This is a genomic window from Amycolatopsis anabasis (assembly GCF_009765355.1).
GTDB lineage: Bacteria > Actinomycetota > Actinomycetes > Mycobacteriales > Pseudonocardiaceae > Amycolatopsis > Amycolatopsis anabasis.
In genome coordinates, this window is the sequence record NZ_VTHK01000038.1 from 14,432 (window position 1) to 28,429 (window position 13,998).

14 protein-coding genes are annotated in these 13,998 nt (G+C 68.4%); 4 read left to right on the forward strand and 10 right to left on the reverse strand.

The window, feature by feature from the left end:
- Positions 1–124: 124 nt before the first annotated feature.
- The 3 genes from FXO23_RS35825 to FXO23_RS35835 are packed head-to-tail and all read right to left on the reverse strand — an operon-like array spanning position 125 to position 3,815.
- Positions 125–2,221, reverse strand: a complete 2,097-nt coding sequence (locus tag FXO23_RS35825; RefSeq protein WP_158890611.1) for a putative bifunctional diguanylate cyclase/phosphodiesterase — start codon at positions 2,219–2,221, stop codon at positions 125–127.
- The gene (locus FXO23_RS35830; protein WP_158890613.1) at positions 2,218–3,003 is read right to left on the reverse strand and encodes an SAM-dependent methyltransferase; all 786 of its coding nucleotides are present in this window, start codon (positions 3,001–3,003) and stop codon (positions 2,218–2,220) included. Before FXO23_RS35830 ends, FXO23_RS35825 begins: the two co-directional genes overlap by 4 nt.
- Positions 3,000–3,815 carry an SAM-dependent methyltransferase gene (locus tag FXO23_RS35835; RefSeq protein WP_158890615.1) on the reverse strand — a complete coding sequence of 272 codons (816 nt, stop codon included), beginning with the start codon at positions 3,813–3,815 and terminating at the stop codon, positions 3,000–3,002. Before FXO23_RS35835 ends, FXO23_RS35830 begins: the two co-directional genes overlap by 4 nt.
- A 240-nt stretch (positions 3,816–4,055) precedes the next feature.
- Between FXO23_RS35835 and FXO23_RS35840 the strand changes: the two genes are divergently transcribed.
- A complete protein-coding gene (locus FXO23_RS35840) occupies positions 4,056–5,045 on the forward strand; it encodes an alpha/beta hydrolase (protein WP_158890617.1) in 990 nt (329 codons plus the stop codon).
- Positions 5,046–5,167: 122 nt separating this feature from the next.
- On the opposite strand, the gene FXO23_RS35845 is transcribed toward FXO23_RS35840, so the two are convergent.
- On the reverse strand, positions 5,168–5,587 hold the full coding sequence (locus FXO23_RS35845; RefSeq protein ID WP_158890619.1) for a MerR family transcriptional regulator: 420 nt from the start codon (positions 5,585–5,587) through the stop codon (positions 5,168–5,170).
- Positions 5,588–6,059: 472 nt separating this feature from the next.
- Here FXO23_RS35845 and FXO23_RS35850 point away from each other — a divergent pair, with 472 nt between their 5' ends.
- Entirely contained in the window at positions 6,060–6,995 is a 936-nt protein-coding gene (locus FXO23_RS35850) for an esterase/lipase family protein (RefSeq protein WP_158890621.1), read from the forward strand.
- A 12-nt stretch (positions 6,996–7,007) separates the two neighbouring features.
- On the opposite strand, the gene FXO23_RS35855 is transcribed toward FXO23_RS35850, so the two are convergent.
- Positions 7,008–7,415 carry a MerR family transcriptional regulator gene (locus tag FXO23_RS35855; RefSeq protein ID WP_158890623.1) on the reverse strand — a complete coding sequence of 136 codons (408 nt, stop codon included), beginning with the start codon at positions 7,413–7,415 and terminating at the stop codon, positions 7,008–7,010.
- Between the two features lie 76 nt (positions 7,416–7,491).
- Here FXO23_RS35855 and FXO23_RS35860 point away from each other — a divergent pair, with 76 nt between their 5' ends.
- A complete protein-coding gene (locus FXO23_RS35860; protein ID WP_158890625.1) occupies positions 7,492–8,613 on the forward strand; it encodes a nucleotide disphospho-sugar-binding domain-containing protein in 1,122 nt (373 codons plus the stop codon).
- Positions 8,614–8,792: 179 nt separating this feature from the next.
- Here the strand turns inward: FXO23_RS35860 and FXO23_RS35865 are convergent, their stop codons facing one another.
- The 5 genes from FXO23_RS35865 to FXO23_RS35885 form a co-directional block, all read right to left on the reverse strand.
- Entirely contained in the window at positions 8,793–9,413 is a 621-nt protein-coding gene (locus tag FXO23_RS35865) for a mycothiol-dependent nitroreductase Rv2466c family protein (protein ID WP_158890627.1), read from the reverse strand.
- 15 nt (positions 9,414–9,428) lie between these two features.
- A complete protein-coding gene (locus FXO23_RS35870; RefSeq protein WP_158890629.1) occupies positions 9,429–9,998 on the reverse strand; it encodes a cupin domain-containing protein in 570 nt (189 codons plus the stop codon).
- 13 nt (positions 9,999–10,011) lie between these two features.
- Positions 10,012–10,542 carry a serine O-acetyltransferase EpsC gene (gene epsC, locus FXO23_RS35875; protein WP_158890631.1) on the reverse strand — a complete coding sequence of 177 codons (531 nt, stop codon included), beginning with the start codon at positions 10,540–10,542 and terminating at the stop codon, positions 10,012–10,014.
- Between the two features lies 1 nt (position 10,543).
- Entirely contained in the window at positions 10,544–11,572 is a 1,029-nt protein-coding gene (locus FXO23_RS35880) for a PLP-dependent cysteine synthase family protein (RefSeq protein WP_158890633.1), read from the reverse strand.
- A 289-nt stretch (positions 11,573–11,861) separates the two neighbouring features.
- Positions 11,862–12,263 (reverse strand): MerR family transcriptional regulator, encoded by a 402-nt coding sequence (locus FXO23_RS35885; protein WP_158890635.1) that lies wholly within the window; start codon positions 12,261–12,263, stop codon positions 11,862–11,864.
- Between the two features lie 46 nt (positions 12,264–12,309).
- Here FXO23_RS35885 and FXO23_RS35890 point away from each other — a divergent pair, with 46 nt between their 5' ends.
- Positions 12,310–13,728 carry a DHA2 family efflux MFS transporter permease subunit gene (locus tag FXO23_RS35890; protein WP_246258228.1) on the forward strand — a complete coding sequence of 473 codons (1,419 nt, stop codon included), beginning with the start codon at positions 12,310–12,312 and terminating at the stop codon, positions 13,726–13,728.
- Positions 13,729–13,998: the final 270 nt, after the last annotated feature.

Genomic DNA, 13,998 nt, shown 5'->3' on the forward strand with positions numbered 1-13,998 from the left:
GCTCGTTTCACTGTGGGGGGGGCGACCCCCCCACACCCCCACGGTGCGAGCTTCTGGCGACCCAGCGTGGTCCGGTTGGGCGTTCACCAGCGCCGGATCGTATGCAGGCAGGTGCGTCAGGCGTTTAGGACCAGGGGAGGGGGCGGGTGGTGTAGTGGGGGCCTAGGGCTAGGTTGGCGCCGCTGTGGTGCCACCAGTGGGCTTGGGTCGCGGTTTCCACGCCGTCGATCACGGACAGCAGCCCCGCCTCGCGTACGGTGGCCAACACGCTTACGATCGCCCGGTCGACGCCGAACCGGCGTCCCAGTCCGCGTGCCTGGCAGGTCACCGCGCGGCGGTTGAACCGCACGGCGCCCACCGGGAGGTCGTCCAGCCGCGCCAGTTCGCTGGGTCCGCCGTCGAAATCGTCGACCATGGTGCCGATGCCGACCTCGGCGAGCACCTTCAGGTTGTCCACCGCCTCGCCGCGTTCGGCGGCCAGGGCGGCCAGCGGCAGGCCGAGCCGCAACCGGCCGGGTTCCAGCCCGGTTTCGTCGAGTACCCGCAGTACCGCGCCGACCAGATCGGGATCGTGCGCCTGATCCGGGGTGAGCGCGGTGCTCACCGTCAACTCGCCGAGATCCTGCGCCAGTTCGCAGGCCGAACGCAGCAGCCACATCCCGAGCGGGATGATCAGCCCGGTCTTCCCGGCGAGTTCCACGCAGCGGTCGTGCCCGAGCACGCCCAGCCCGTCGTGTTCCCAGCGCAGCACCATCTCGAGCCCGACGATCCGGTCGTCGGACAGCCGGACGACCGGCTGGGCGACCGCGCGCACCTCGCCGTCCTCCCACGCACCCGGCATGTTCGCGGCCAGGCCGAAGGTTTCGCGGTCCCGGGCGTCCTGCCCCGCGTCGAACAGGCTCCACTGGCGGCGGCCGATGGCCCGCGCCCGGCGCAGCGTCGCGTCCGCGGCGCGGAGCAGTTCGTTCGCGCCGGTCTCCACCGGCGGCTGGTGCACGACCCCGACGCTCGCCGAGGTCGAGACGCCGTGCCCGTCGACGTAGACCGGTTCGGCGAGGGCCTCGTTGATCCGGCCGATCATCGTCACCACATCCGGCGTCGTCGGCGAGTTCGCCACCACCACACCGAATTCGTCCGCGCCGATCCGCGCGACCATCGCGTTCTCACCGGCGAAGACGTCGGTGATGCGTTCGGCCGCGGTGCGCAGCAGGCGGTCGCCGACCGGCCGGCCGAGGCCGTCGGTGATCACCGAGAACGCGTCGAGATCCAGGTGGTACACCGTGATTCCGGCCCGGTGCCGGACCGCCTTCTCCAGTTGGGTGGTGAAGAACTGGCGATTCGGCAGCCCGGTCAGCATGTCGTGCAACGCCTGGTGGCTCAACCGGTCCCGGAGCAACGTGATTTCGGTGTCGTCCTCCACGACCGTCACGAACCGTTCCGGGCGCCCGCCGGCGTCGCGCAACACCGAGACGGTGAGCGAGGCGAGCACGGTTTCGTCCGGTGCCCGCATCAGGTGCCGCAACTGCGGGAACAGATCGGCTTCGCCGCGGAGCACGCCCTGGTAGTCGTGGCGCAGCGCGGTTACCTCGTCCGGGCGGACCAGCTCGAACAGGGTGCGCTCGGGCAGTTCCTCGGCCGGTCGGTCCACGATCCGCGCGAAGGCCTCGTTGACGCGCAGGAACCGGCCGTCCAGATCGGTGATCGCGACCCCGCTCGCCGAGTACGTGAACAGCTCGTCGAACCGGGCCTCGCTCGCCTTCAAGCTCGCGGTGGCCAGCCGGACCGTTTCGGCCAGGGCGCCGTTGACGCTCTCCTGCTGGGCGAACACGGACTGCCGCAGCGCCTCCGTGTAGCCGGACGCCAGCGCGCCGAGGGTCTCGACTACTCGTTCATCGAGCCGATCGATCCGCTGCAATTCCTTGGCGGACAACAGGTTCTTCCCCAGAACGTCGACCGTGCAGCGCAGGCTGGTGCGGCCGATGCAATGCAGGGCCACCAGTTCCGCGCCGACCTGCGTCGCGGGATCGGCGGAGAACGGCTCGCGGCCCAGGGTCGTCCTCAGGCGATCGACGAAACCGAGCAGCCGTTCTTCGAGCTCGGCATGGGACAGCGGCACGTACCCCGACATGCTGAGCTGGTAGGCCCATTTCCGGACGAGCCGCCTGCGCCACGCGTCGGGATCGCAGTGACTGGAGGACAGCTTCCTCGCCAGGCCGCTCACGGTTTGCGCCCGATCGCGCCGTAAACCGCGGTGGCGGCGGATCGCTCCACCGGGTCGAGCCGCCGCTCGGTGATCCATTCGGTGAGGTCCGCGACGCCCGGCCCCTCGAGGTCGAAACCGGCGAGCAGGCGGAGCACCTCGGCCCGCGTGCGCGGGTGCAGCTGGTTCTGGCTGCGCGCCATGACCTTCACCCAGGCGTCCGTCTGTTCGGGACGGTGGTCGGCGGTGACGTGCGTGAGCACCAGGTAGCTGCCGGGGGCCAGCCGCCGCCGGTAGTCGATCAGGATCGCGGCGGGCTCGCCGGAATCCGGGATGAAATGCAGCACGTCGTCCAGCAGCAGGCCGAGCGGCTCCCGCGGGTCGAGCAGCCGCTCGGTGGCCGGATGGGTGAACACGTCCTCGACATCGCCCACGCCGGCCCGGATCACCACGGCGCCCTCGCCCAGTTGAAACGCGGAGCGGTCCACCTGGACGACCCGGCAACCGGCGTCGGCGCGCAGGGCGATCTGCCGCGCGTTGCCCACGGTCGGCAGGCTCGAGCCCACGTCCAGGAACTGGCGGATTCCGGAGCGCAGCAGGAACAGCATCGCACCGCGCAGGAAGGTCCGGTGCAGCTGGCAGACCCGCCGGATGTCCGGCACCACCGACTCGAGATCGTCCGCGAGGTGGCGGTCGACCTCGAGGTTGTGGCCGTCGCCGAGCAGGTAGTCCCGCATCCGCGCCGCGCTGGGCAACGCGACGGCGCCGTTCGCCGCCCGTTCACCTCGCAGATTCGTGCTCACGGTTTGCGGCCGACACCCACATAGCAGACCGCGTTGGCCAACGCGTTGTCGGAGAAGTCCCCCGGCCCCTCCGGGCGCCAAGCCGCGAAGTTCACCACCCCCGGCTCGACCAGTTCGAAGCCGTCGAAGAACTCGCGGATCTCCTGCTTGTTCCGGAAGAACACCGTTGTCCGCACGCTCCGCTGGTAGTTGTCCATCGACGTTCTGAGCGCGTCCGAATCGCTGTCCATGGTGGCGTGCGAGATGGCCAGAAAGCTGCCGGGCGCCAGCACGTCACGATACCGGGCGCAGAGGGAAAGCGGATCATCGGCATCCGGAACAAGATGCCAGAGCAGGAGATTGAGCAGGCCGATCGGTTCGTCGAAATCCAGCAAGCGCGCGATCTCGGGGCGGCCCAGCAGATCATCCGGCGCGCGCACGTCGGCCTGAAAGGCATCCGCCCGATCGTTTTCCCGCAGCAGCGCCTTGGCATGGGTTGTCGCGATCGGTTCTTTGTCGACATAGACCACGCGGCATGCCGGATCGATGCCCTGCGCGATCTCGTGCACGTTGCCCACGGTAGGAATACCGGAGCCGATGTCGAGGAACTGCCGCACCCCGGAGTCGACCATGAAACGGACGGCCCGGCGCAGGAAGGACCGATTCAGCCTGGCCATGTCATGCACCCCGGGCAGGTTCTCTTCCATGTAGCGAGCGAGCTGCCGGTCCGCCTCGAAGTTGTGCCCGCCCCCGAGCACGTAGTCGTAAACACGAGCAATACTCGGAACAGTCGGATCGATCTCGCTCGGGGCCCAGCTCAGCCTGTCGGTCACCGCGCACCTCATCTGGTTCGAATAGGCGGGAAATACTACCCAGCGTAGAGATCCACTACTGTCACCCAATTGTGCGATGTCGGAAGACTACCCGTTGGGTGTCTTGTAGTCGGCATTGTTCCACCCGGAGTAATTCGATCTTCGAAAAGTACCGTCAACATAGAGACATTGGAGGAACTTTCTTTGCGAAAACGTTTCTCATTCCGTCGTCGGCTGCTTTCTTTCGCGCTGGTCACCGGCATGATCGGCGCGGCATTCACGCCCGCGCAAGCACAGGCGACCACCGCCACCTGCCGCGAACTGAACATCCCGGTGACCGTCGGCCTGCTCCTGCCGGGCACCGTGTTCGGGAAGCTGTGCGTACCACCGCGACCGACGCACACCGTGCAACTGCTGATCCCGGGCGCCACCTACAACGGCACGTACTGGGATCCGCCCACCACGCCCGGCGTCCACTCCTACCGGAAGAGCCAGAACGCCGCCGGTTACGCCACGCTGACCGTCGACCGGCTCGGCTCCGGGCGCAGTTCGGTCCCGCCCGGGGTCACCCTCACCGCGCTGATCCAGGCCGAGGTGATGCACCAGGTGATCTCGAAGCTCCGGAACGGGGCGTTCGGGCCGCGGTTCGACAAGGTGATCATCGTCGGGCATTCCCTCGGCTCCGCGATCAGCGTCCTGGAAGCCGCCACCTTCGGGAAGGTGGACGGCGTGCTCCTCACCGGCATCGCGCACCGGATCAACCCGTTGCCCGTGGCCGCCCTCTTCACAACCTTCTACCCGGCCGCGCTGGATCCCGTTCTCTCCCGGAAGTACCTCGATCCGGTCTACCTGACCACCCGGCCGGGCACCCGGAACGCCGACTTCTTCCTGCCGGGGAAAGCTTCGCCGGAGGCGATCGCACTGGACGAGGCGACCAAGGACGTGTTCGCCGCGACCGAGGCCCCCGATGGGCTCGGCGTCAGCGTGTTCACCCCGTACACCTTGCTGATCGGCGTCCCGGTGCTGCTCGCGATCAGCCGCGACCCCTTGCTCTGCGACCCGTTGCTGGCCATCGACTGCACGTCGGCGGAAACCGTCCGCGCCGCCGAGGCCCCGTATTACTCCCCGGCCGCGCGGTTGCGCACCTACCTGCTGCCGGGCGAATTCGGGCATTCCTTCAACTACGCGCCCAACGCCAACGAGTTCTTCTCGGCCGCCGCGGCGTGGGCCGACGAGTTCGTCGGCCGCTGACCGCGCGGCAGAACCGGCCACGCGGAAGAATGTAGCTACCGTAAACAACGACAGCCCCGCTAAATGGAAGAGGAACGTGCCCGGCGGGGGCAGCCATTCGGACAGAAACCGAGCGTCCGCGGTCAAGCGTTCCCGGCGTCGCCGCGATCCAGAACGCCCTGCAGATGCTCGAGCAGCCAGGGGCAGCGCATCGGGTATTCGTAACCACAGGTGAGGTGGTGCTCCAGGGTTTCCCGGGCGTGCTCGGCCCGGGCGATCTGCTGGTTCAGAAGTTCCACATGACTGCGCAGTATCTCTTGGAACTTCTGGGATTTCGTCGTGGCGGCAAGGATCTCCTTGACCTGCGCGAGGCTCATCAACCCGGTGTTGGTGTAGATCTGGATTAGCGCGAGCCGGCGAAGCTCCTCCGGTCCGTAGTAACGGCGCCCGGCTCGCCGGGCCGCGGGGCGCAGAAGTCCTTGCTCCTCGTAGTAACGCAAGGCCGAAGGCTGAATGCCGAAACGCTTGGCCACCGCGCCGATAGAAACCAGACCATCATCCACAGGTGCAGAGTAAGAGAAGGTGCCGTGCTCGACCAGCCTGGGGGTCACTGGGAGCACGGCACCTCCGGTACCGTACCGCACTTCGGGCCGGTTTGGCGAGCCTTAAGGAATCATCTCGCCAATACCAGCCGAATGGATGAACGACACTGTCGTCTTTAGGCCACCGGGTTGCGCCTAAAGTCGGTGGCGCAAACATTCTTTCGTTAGCTGCGTACCAGTTCCCTTGATGGTTCTTCACATTAAAACCTCACTCGACACCCGCCCTTTGTCGTATGTCGGACGTTATGTGACATACCGCCACCTCTTTACCGAGCAAGCCGACCCCAGGCCATTCCAACGTCTCTTGACACCCCCGCGTCCCGCCAAGCGGAACCGGACTCCGCTTCTGTCCGCGTAACCATCCGGCCACTCAGGCGTTGGTCACCGCGAGTGACACGAGTCACACCGAGTCGTTCCACAAGGAGGTGGGCGCATGGGGGTTCGAAACTGGGCGCACGGGGTGATCGCCGCGGTGGCCACGGGTGCGCTGGTGGCGGGCGGTACCGCCGCGGCGGCCGAATCGGGGGCGCGGGAGCCGACCGGCCCGGTCCAGCCCAACATCATCGCGGCGGCCCTCTACTCGCTCCCCAATCCCACCCTGGCGCCTCCTGGTGCGAACCGGTGGGACTGCAAACCCAGTGCCGCGCACCCGAATCCCGTCCTGCTGTCCAACGGCACCACGGCCAACGCCTACGAGAACTGGGCGGGCCTGTCCCAGCGGCTCGCGGACGCGGGCTACTGCGTCTTCGCCGGCAATTTCGGCGGATCCCCGGGCAGTTTCCTGCAGACGGTCGGCCCGGTCGCCGGTACCGCGGGGCAGCTCGCGGTTTTCGGCGACAAGATCCTGCGAGCGACCGGTGCGCGGAAACTCGATGTCGTCGGCCATTCCCAGGGCGGGATGAACATCCGCTACTGGATCAAGCATTTCGGCGGGGACCGGAAGATCGGCCGGCTGATCGGGTTGTCGCCGTCGAACTACGGCACGGATTTCTGGGGCCTGCTCACCGCGGTCAACGCGATTCCACCGGTGCGCGATCTCCTCGGCGCGGTCTGCGCGGCCTGCAACGACCAGGAGAAGCATTCGGCGTTCCTGCGCGAGCTGAACGCCGGCGGCGACACCGTCCCCGGCATCGAGTACACGGTGATCCAGACCCGGTTCGACGAGGTGGTCACGCCGTACCAGAACGCGTTCCTCAAGCCCGCGCCGAACGTCCGGAACATCCTGCTGCAGGACGTCTGCGGCCTGGACTTCACCGACCACCTCGGCATTCCGTACGACCCGATCACCGGTCAGCTGGTGCTCAACGCGCTCGATCCGGGCAACGCCAAGCCACCGCGCTGCCAGTTCGTGCCACCGGTACTCAGCTGACGCTCCGGGGCGTCAGGCGGCGGTGAACTCCGCGGGCATCGCCACGTTGGCGCGGAACCCCGGGCACTGCTCGAAAGCGTTCTCCCGCGGGCACTGGAGCAGGTGGCGCAGGTACGCGTGCGCGGACTGCAACTGCGCCATCTGCTCTTCCAGCGCGGCGATCCGGCCGGTCACCGTGTCGCGCCAGTCGTGCGTCTCGGTCCGTCCGGCGAGCACGGTGGCGATCTCGTCCAGGCTCATCAGCCCGGTGCCCTGCCACAGTTTGATCAGCGCGATGCGGTAGAGCTGGTCCTGGTCGAAGTAGCGCCGCCCGGAACGGCGGTGCGGCACGATGAGACCCCGGCGTTCCCAGTAGTGCAGCGTCGAGATCGCCAGTTCGAAGCGGTCGGCGACTTCGCCGATCGAGACAAGTGCGTCCATTGTTCCATTTGACCTCAACCCGACTTCAGGAGGCAAGGTAAGGCTAAGCATAGTGCGCAGTGAAGGGGAAGGGACGTTGCGCGTACTCTTCATCTCCACTCCGGGAGCCGGGTTCGCCTTTCCGATGGTGCCGCTGGCGTGGGCGATGCGCGCGGCCGGGCACGAGGTTACCTTCACGACCTGTGGCGACGGCCTGGCGGTCGAACGCGCGGGCCTGGAAGTGCTGGAGGTCGCGCCGATCGAGGAACTGATCGCGCACGTCCGGGAGACCCAGCGGCGGCATCCCGAACTGGTGGCGCGGCTGGGCGGGCCGATCGTCAACGTGCACGAGAACACCGCGCTGTCCAGCCGGTTCGGCACCCCGTTCCTGCCGCGGTTCCTGGCCGTGGCCCGATCCGTCCGGCCCGATCTCGTCGTGTACAGCCCGCTGCAGGTGGAGGGCCTCCTCGTCGCGTCGATCCTGGACGTTCCCGCGGTCGTGCACGGGTTCGGCTTCCTGCGCACCGCGGGCCTGCCGGAGACCATGGCCGAGCACTACGACGCGTTCGCCGAATTCGGGGTCGGCCTCCCCCGGCGGATCAAACACCTCGACCTGGCCCCGGCGAGCATGCTCGACGAGCCCGAATTCGGCTGGCCGATGCGGCCGGTGCCCTATGACGGCGGCGCGGTCCTGCCGGACTGGCTGCGCGAGATCCCGGACCGGCCGCGGGTCGCGGTCACCCTCGGCACCATGGTGCTGAAGGCTTCCGGGATCACCCCGCTGAAACGGCTCGTCGCCGAGGCGTCCACAGTGGACGCCGACTTCGTGCTCGCCCTGGGCGGGCAGGACATCGGCGCGCTGGGGCCGCTGCCCGCCAACGTGCACGCGGGCGGGTGCCTGCCCTGGCGCGCGCTCCTGCGCACCTGCTCGGCCGCGATCCACCACGGCGGCGCGGGCACCACCCTGGGCTCACTGGACGCCGGTGTCCCCCAGCTCGTGCTGCCGGAGGGCGCGGACCGCGGCCTCAACGCCGAAGCGGTGCGGGCACGCGGCTGCGGCCTGCTGTGCCGGGACGACGAGGTCGACGCGGCGACGATCCGGACCGTTCTGGAGGATCCCTCGCTACGGGTGGCGGCCTGGTCGGTGCAGGCCGAACTGGCCGACATGCCCGCACCGGCCGAGCTGGTGCCACTGCTGGCCGAACTGACCTGTCGCTGATTCCCGCGAATCTGCCATTTCGCGCGAAACGGTTGACCTCAACCCGGGTTGAGCTACCACACTCGATCGGACCTGCGCATCCGGTCGACTTGGTCGGTTGGGAGGAACCGACCCGCCGATACACCGGCCAACACGCCTTGGCGTCGGCGTGTTGGCCGGTGTTCCTTTCCGCGAAACCGTCAGCCGAACTCGGGTTCCTCCGTTCGAGTCCGCTTGAGTTCGAAGAAATGCGGGTACCCGCTGAGCAGCCGGGCGCCGTCGAAGATCCGGCCCGCCGCTTCGCCCCGCGGGATGCGGGAGAGCACCGGACCGAAGCAGGCGGTCCCGTCGATGTGCACCACCGGGGTGCCGACGTCGAGCCCGACCGGTTTCATCCCCTCCTCGTGGCTCGCGCGGATCCGCTCGTCGTAACCGGCATCCCCGGCCGCGTCGCGCAGCCCCGCGGGCAGTCCGGTCTCGGCGAGCGCCGCCACGATGACCCGGTCGTAATCCTGCTCGCCGCCGTTGTGCACCCGGTTGCCCATGGCGGTGTACAGCTTGTCGAGGGCGGTGTCGCCGTGTTCGGCCACGGCCGCGGCCGCGACCCGGGACAGGCTCCAGCCCTTGGCCATCAGGGTTTCGTACACCTCCGGCAAGGTGGTGCCCTCGTTGAGCACGCTCAGGCTCATCAGGTGGAAGGTCAGTTCGATGTCGCGGACTTCGCGCACCTCGACCAGCCACCGCGAGGTGACCCAGGCCCACGGGCAGATCGGGTCGATCCAGAGGTCCACCCGGGCGGGCGAATCCATTGCTGCTGTCATTTCGGCAAGCTCCTGTCAGGCGAAGGAGGCGGGCGTGTAGCGGCCTTCGGCGCGGGCCGCGCTGAGCACCTCGGGGGAGATGTGCGACTCCGGGCGGTCACCGGCGACGATGACGATCATCAGGCTCTCCTCGTCGTCGCGGCCGCTGTCGCTGGCGATGTTGGTGAACCGGCGCTGCAGTCCCGGCGGGAACGACACGATGTCCCGCGGCCCGAGGTCGACGTAGAGATCGTCCTCGTCGTTGCAGCGGAACCGCCAGGTCCCGCTCAGCGGGATGAACGTCTCGTTGGTGTTGTGGTTGTGCAGAATCGTGCCGTTGCCGGGCTTTGTCCGGATGTAGGCGAGGTTGAATCCCTCGGCGATGTCGATCGGGGCGTTCCCCGAACTCTTCGAGCCGATCGGCGAGATGATCTCCTGGCCGTCGGCGCCCTGCTTCTCCGGCGGGCGGAAACCGATGACGTTGTACATGGTCCGCACGCAGTTCGCGAGCACGGTGTCCGGGGCGCCGCCGTCGGTTCCCTTGAGCTCGTCGAACCGGGCGACCCGCGCCAGCAGTTCCTCGCGGGTGAACCGGATGCTTTCCACAGCTTCCTCCTAGTCAACTGGCTTCCACGTCACGGGGTCGCCGTGCCGCGATATCGGAAAGGACCAGACTGTGCGCGGGCACGACGACGTCGTCCCCGATGACCAGCGGGCCGAGCACGGTGGCCTTGGCGCCGATCACCACGCGGTTCCCGATCCGGGGATGGCGCGCCTCCCCGACCGGCCGGTGGTTGTCCCGCCACCACCCCACCGCGCCCAGGGTCACCTGGTGGTAGAGCGTGACGTCGTCCCCGATCACCGCGGTCTCCCCGACCACGACCCCGTTCCCGTGGTCGATGAAGAACCGCCGCCCGATCCGCGCGCCGGGATGGATGTCCACTCCGGTCAGGAACTTCGCGAAGTTCGCCAGCGCCCGCGCGCTCATGCGGTGCCCGCGCAGGCACAGCTGGTGGGCGACCCGGTGGATCCAGACCGATGGCAGGGTCGGGTGCAGCAGCGCTTCCCAGCGCGAATTCAGGGACGGATCACGTTCGAACGCCGTTTCCATGTCCTCGCGGAGGCGGAACAGAATTCCGACGTTCCCCATTTCAATCGTCCAGATTCTCCACTTTTCGCCAGTCCTCCTCCGGCCCGGCGTCCCCGAAGAGGGTGACCACGAACTCGTCCGGGCCGAGGGTCTGCGCGACCTTGAACGCGGTGAGCCAGTTGGCCGCCGAGGACGCGCCGATCGACGTGCCGGTCTGGCGGCGGTAGTCGCGCATGCCCCGCAGCGCCTCGGGGTAGGAGACCTGGAAGTGCTTGGCATCGGGCACCAGCGTCTCCACGAACGGCTGCCGGTACCCGTAACCCAGCCCGGCGGCCCCGGCCATCTTCGGGTCACCGTTCGGCGGTTTCGTTGTGCCATAAGGAAGTTCCAGCGGGGTGACCCCGGCGACCATCACCTCGTCGAACCGCTGGCGCAGCGCCCGCGCGACGCCGGCGATCGTGCCACCGCTGCCGACCGAGGCGACCCAGGCCGACGGGCGCTTCCCGGCGAGCTGCTCGGCGATCTCGCGGCCGGTCATGAACTCGTGCACGGCCACGTTCGCCATGTTGCGCAGCTGGGCCAGCACCGTCACCTCGGGGTTGTCCCGCTTGAGCTGCTCGGCGTGCTTGATCAGGCCGATCAGCCCCTTGGTCGCGTCGACCAGGTCGACGACCGCCCCGGCCTCGCGGGCGCCGCGCAGCAGGCTGGGCGGGATCACGCTCGGCGAAACGAGGTGGATCGGAATCCCCGCGGCCTGGCCGAGCCCGCTGAGCGCGCGGCCCATGTTCCCCGACGACGCGTCCACGATGCTGAGCCGGTCCAGGCGGTCGGCCTGCTCGTTGATCGCGCTGCAGAGCAGCGAGTAGGCGGCCCGGTCCTTGACCGAACCGAACGGGTTCGCGAATTCGTACTTGGCCAGGACCTTCGCCCCGCCTTCCGGCCCGGGCACTTCCACCAGCGGAGTGTTGCCCAGGCGTTCGCGGAACTCGCGCAGCCCCGGGAAGTGGTCCAGCGCCACCGTTTCGTCCGGCATCGCGAGGAGCGGGTCCGCCACCGAGAGTTCGAGTTCCGGCTTTTCCGTGCTGGTCACGTTTCGCCTTCCTTCCCTGCCAGTTCGGGTCGGCGCGCTGGGACCTCGACGAGCTGTCGAAGGGTGTGCGATGCGGGCCCGTGGCGCGAGGCGGGCATGGGTGGTGGTCCGCCCCCGCACGGGTGCTCGAATGTGCTTGCTCGCGCCCGAATCCGGCGCTCGATCCCCCACGGCCGGGCCCCCAGCGCACCAGCTGCCCTGCTGCCCGCCCCGCCGCGTCTTCCGGGGTGCCCTCAGCCTAACAACAGATAGGCCACTCTGTCGAACGTCTGATGTTTGAAAACACAGATCAATGCTCGGTGGCCGGGATGGAAACCTCCGAGCGGAGCGTCCCGCACTCGGCGGCGGGCGCGGCGCAACTGCAGCGCAGAATGTACTTCAGATAGTCGTGCGCGGTGTTCAGCCGGTCGATGTGCGACGCGATGGTGGCCATCCGCGCGGTGACCGTGTCGCGCCAGTCGTGTTCTTCGGTGCGCCCGGCGAGCATCGCGGCGATGTCGTCCAGGCTCATCAGTCCGGTGTCGCGCCACCGGCGGATCAGCGCGACCCGGTAGAGCTGTTCGGAATCGAAGTGCCGGCGGCCGCCGATCCGGTGCGGCTTGATGAGCCCGCGGCGCTCCCAGTAGCGCAGTGTCGAGGCGGGAAGATCGAAGAAGTCGGCGACCTCGCCGACGGAGACCAGATCGTCCATTGTCTCATTTGACCTCAACCCAAGTTGAGTAGGCAAGATCGGGCCCATGAGCACGATCACCCAGACGGCCGTACCCGCCGACCGGATGCCTCGGCACGAACGGCTCGTGCTGGCCCTGGCGTGCCTCGGTTCGTTCGTCGTCATCCTGGACGCGACGATCGTTTCGGTCGCCCTGCCCGATGTCCGCACCGAACTCGGCTTCTCGCCCGCCGCGCTGCCGTGGGTGGTCAACGCCTACACCCTCGCGTTCGCCGGATTCCTGTTGCTGGGCGGGCGATGCGCGGACGTGTTCGGGCGCCGGCGCGTGCTGTTCGCCGGGATGAGCCTGTTCACCCTGGCCAGCCTGGCCGGGGGACTCGCGGTGTCGCCCTGGATGTTGCTGGCCGCCCGCGCGGTGCAGGGCCTGGGTGGGGCCCTGCTGATTCCGTCCACTTTGTCCGTACTCACCTCGACCTTCACCGAAGGTGCGCGGCGCGCCCGGGTGCTGAGCACCTGGAGCGCGGTCGGCGCGGTCGCCGCCGCGGCCGGTCCGGTCCTCGGCGGGGTGCTCACCCAGTGGCTGGGCTGGCGCTGGGTGTTCTTCGTGAACGTTCCGGTGGGCGTGGTCGCCCTGATCGGTGTCGTGACGGTCCTGCCCCGGCACGACCGGTCGGGCAAGCGCGGACGGCTCGATCTGGTGGGCGCGGTGCTGGCCACCGCGGGCCTGGTCGGCGTGGTGTATGCGGTGATGGAGTCCTCGGCCGCGGGCTGGGGAAGCGCCCAGGTGCTGGGCGCGCTGGCGGCCGGGGTGGTGCTGCTGGGAATCTTCCTGCTGCACCAGGCCCGGTGGGCCGCCGATCCGCTGATGCCGCCGGCCATCTTCCGGGTGCGCTCGGTGAGCAGCGGCAACGTGGTGATGTTCCTGCTGGGACTGGGTTTCTTCGCCGGTCCGCTGCTGATTTCGTTCGATCTGCAGTACGTCCACGGGTTCACCCCCCTGCAGGCGGGAGTGGGCTTCCTGCCGATGGGGGTCGCGATGTTCGCGGGCGCCCGGTCCGCCGGGGCGCTCACCGTCCGGTTCGGCGCGCGGCGCGCCGCGATCGGCTGCCTCGTGGTGGGCGCCCTGGGCTTCGCCTGGATGGCGGTGGCCCTCGCCGACGCGCAGGCCACGTACCTGTTTTCCGTCGCGTTGCCCGGGCTGGTGTTCGGGTTCGGGACCTCGTCCGCGTTCACGCCGATCACCGTCGCCGCGACGAGCGGCGTTCCCGCGACCCAGAACGGCGTGGCCGCGGGCCTGCTGAACACCATCCGGCAGACCAGCGGCGCGGTCGGCCTCGCGGTGATCACCACGCTCGCCGCGGCGGTTTCCGCCGGTGAGTCCCCCGCCGCGCTCGCACACGGCTACTCGGCCGCGTTCATCTTCTCCGCGTGCTGCGTCGCCACGGCCGCGGTCGTCGCCGCGTTCAGCATGCCCCGCACCGCCTGAGGTCGTGAGTATTAGAACCGTTTAGAACCTCTGGCCACGCACGATGCCCGAAGGTGCGCGCACTTTCGCTGCCGCGTTCAGCATGACCCGCACGGCCTAACCGGCTGGGTACCGCCGAACGGCGCATTCAGACAAATGATCTGTCAAACATGGGATGTTGTACTGACCAGCGATCTGATGTTACCTTCGATCACGAACGCCAATCAGCACTGACCGGCTCGCAGCCGATGGCAATTCCGGCCGGGCGAGCATCCTGGGTTTCAGGTCATA

What these genes read in the sequence shown, in the direction of transcription:
- FXO23_RS35890 (WP_246258228.1), top strand. Translation starts at nt 12,310, where the DNA reads ATGAGCACGATCACCCAGACGGCCGTACCCGCCGACCGGATGCCTCGG.
- FXO23_RS35885 (WP_158890635.1), bottom strand. Translation starts at nt 12,263, where the DNA reads ATGGACGATCTGGTCTCCGTCGGCGAGGTCGCCGACTTCTTCGATCTT.
- FXO23_RS35855 (WP_158890623.1), bottom strand. Translation starts at nt 7,415, where the DNA reads ATGGACGCACTTGTCTCGATCGGCGAAGTCGCCGACCGCTTCGAACTG.
- FXO23_RS35865 (WP_158890627.1), bottom strand. Translation starts at nt 9,413, where the DNA reads ATGACAGCAGCAATGGATTCGCCCGCCCGGGTGGACCTCTGGATCGAC.
- epsC (WP_158890631.1), bottom strand. Translation starts at nt 10,542, where the DNA reads ATGGGGAACGTCGGAATTCTGTTCCGCCTCCGCGAGGACATGGAAACG.
- FXO23_RS35840 (WP_158890617.1), top strand. Translation starts at nt 4,056, where the DNA reads ATGATCGGCGCGGCATTCACGCCCGCGCAAGCACAGGCGACCACCGCC.
- FXO23_RS35850 (WP_158890621.1), top strand. Translation starts at nt 6,060, where the DNA reads ATGGGGGTTCGAAACTGGGCGCACGGGGTGATCGCCGCGGTGGCCACG.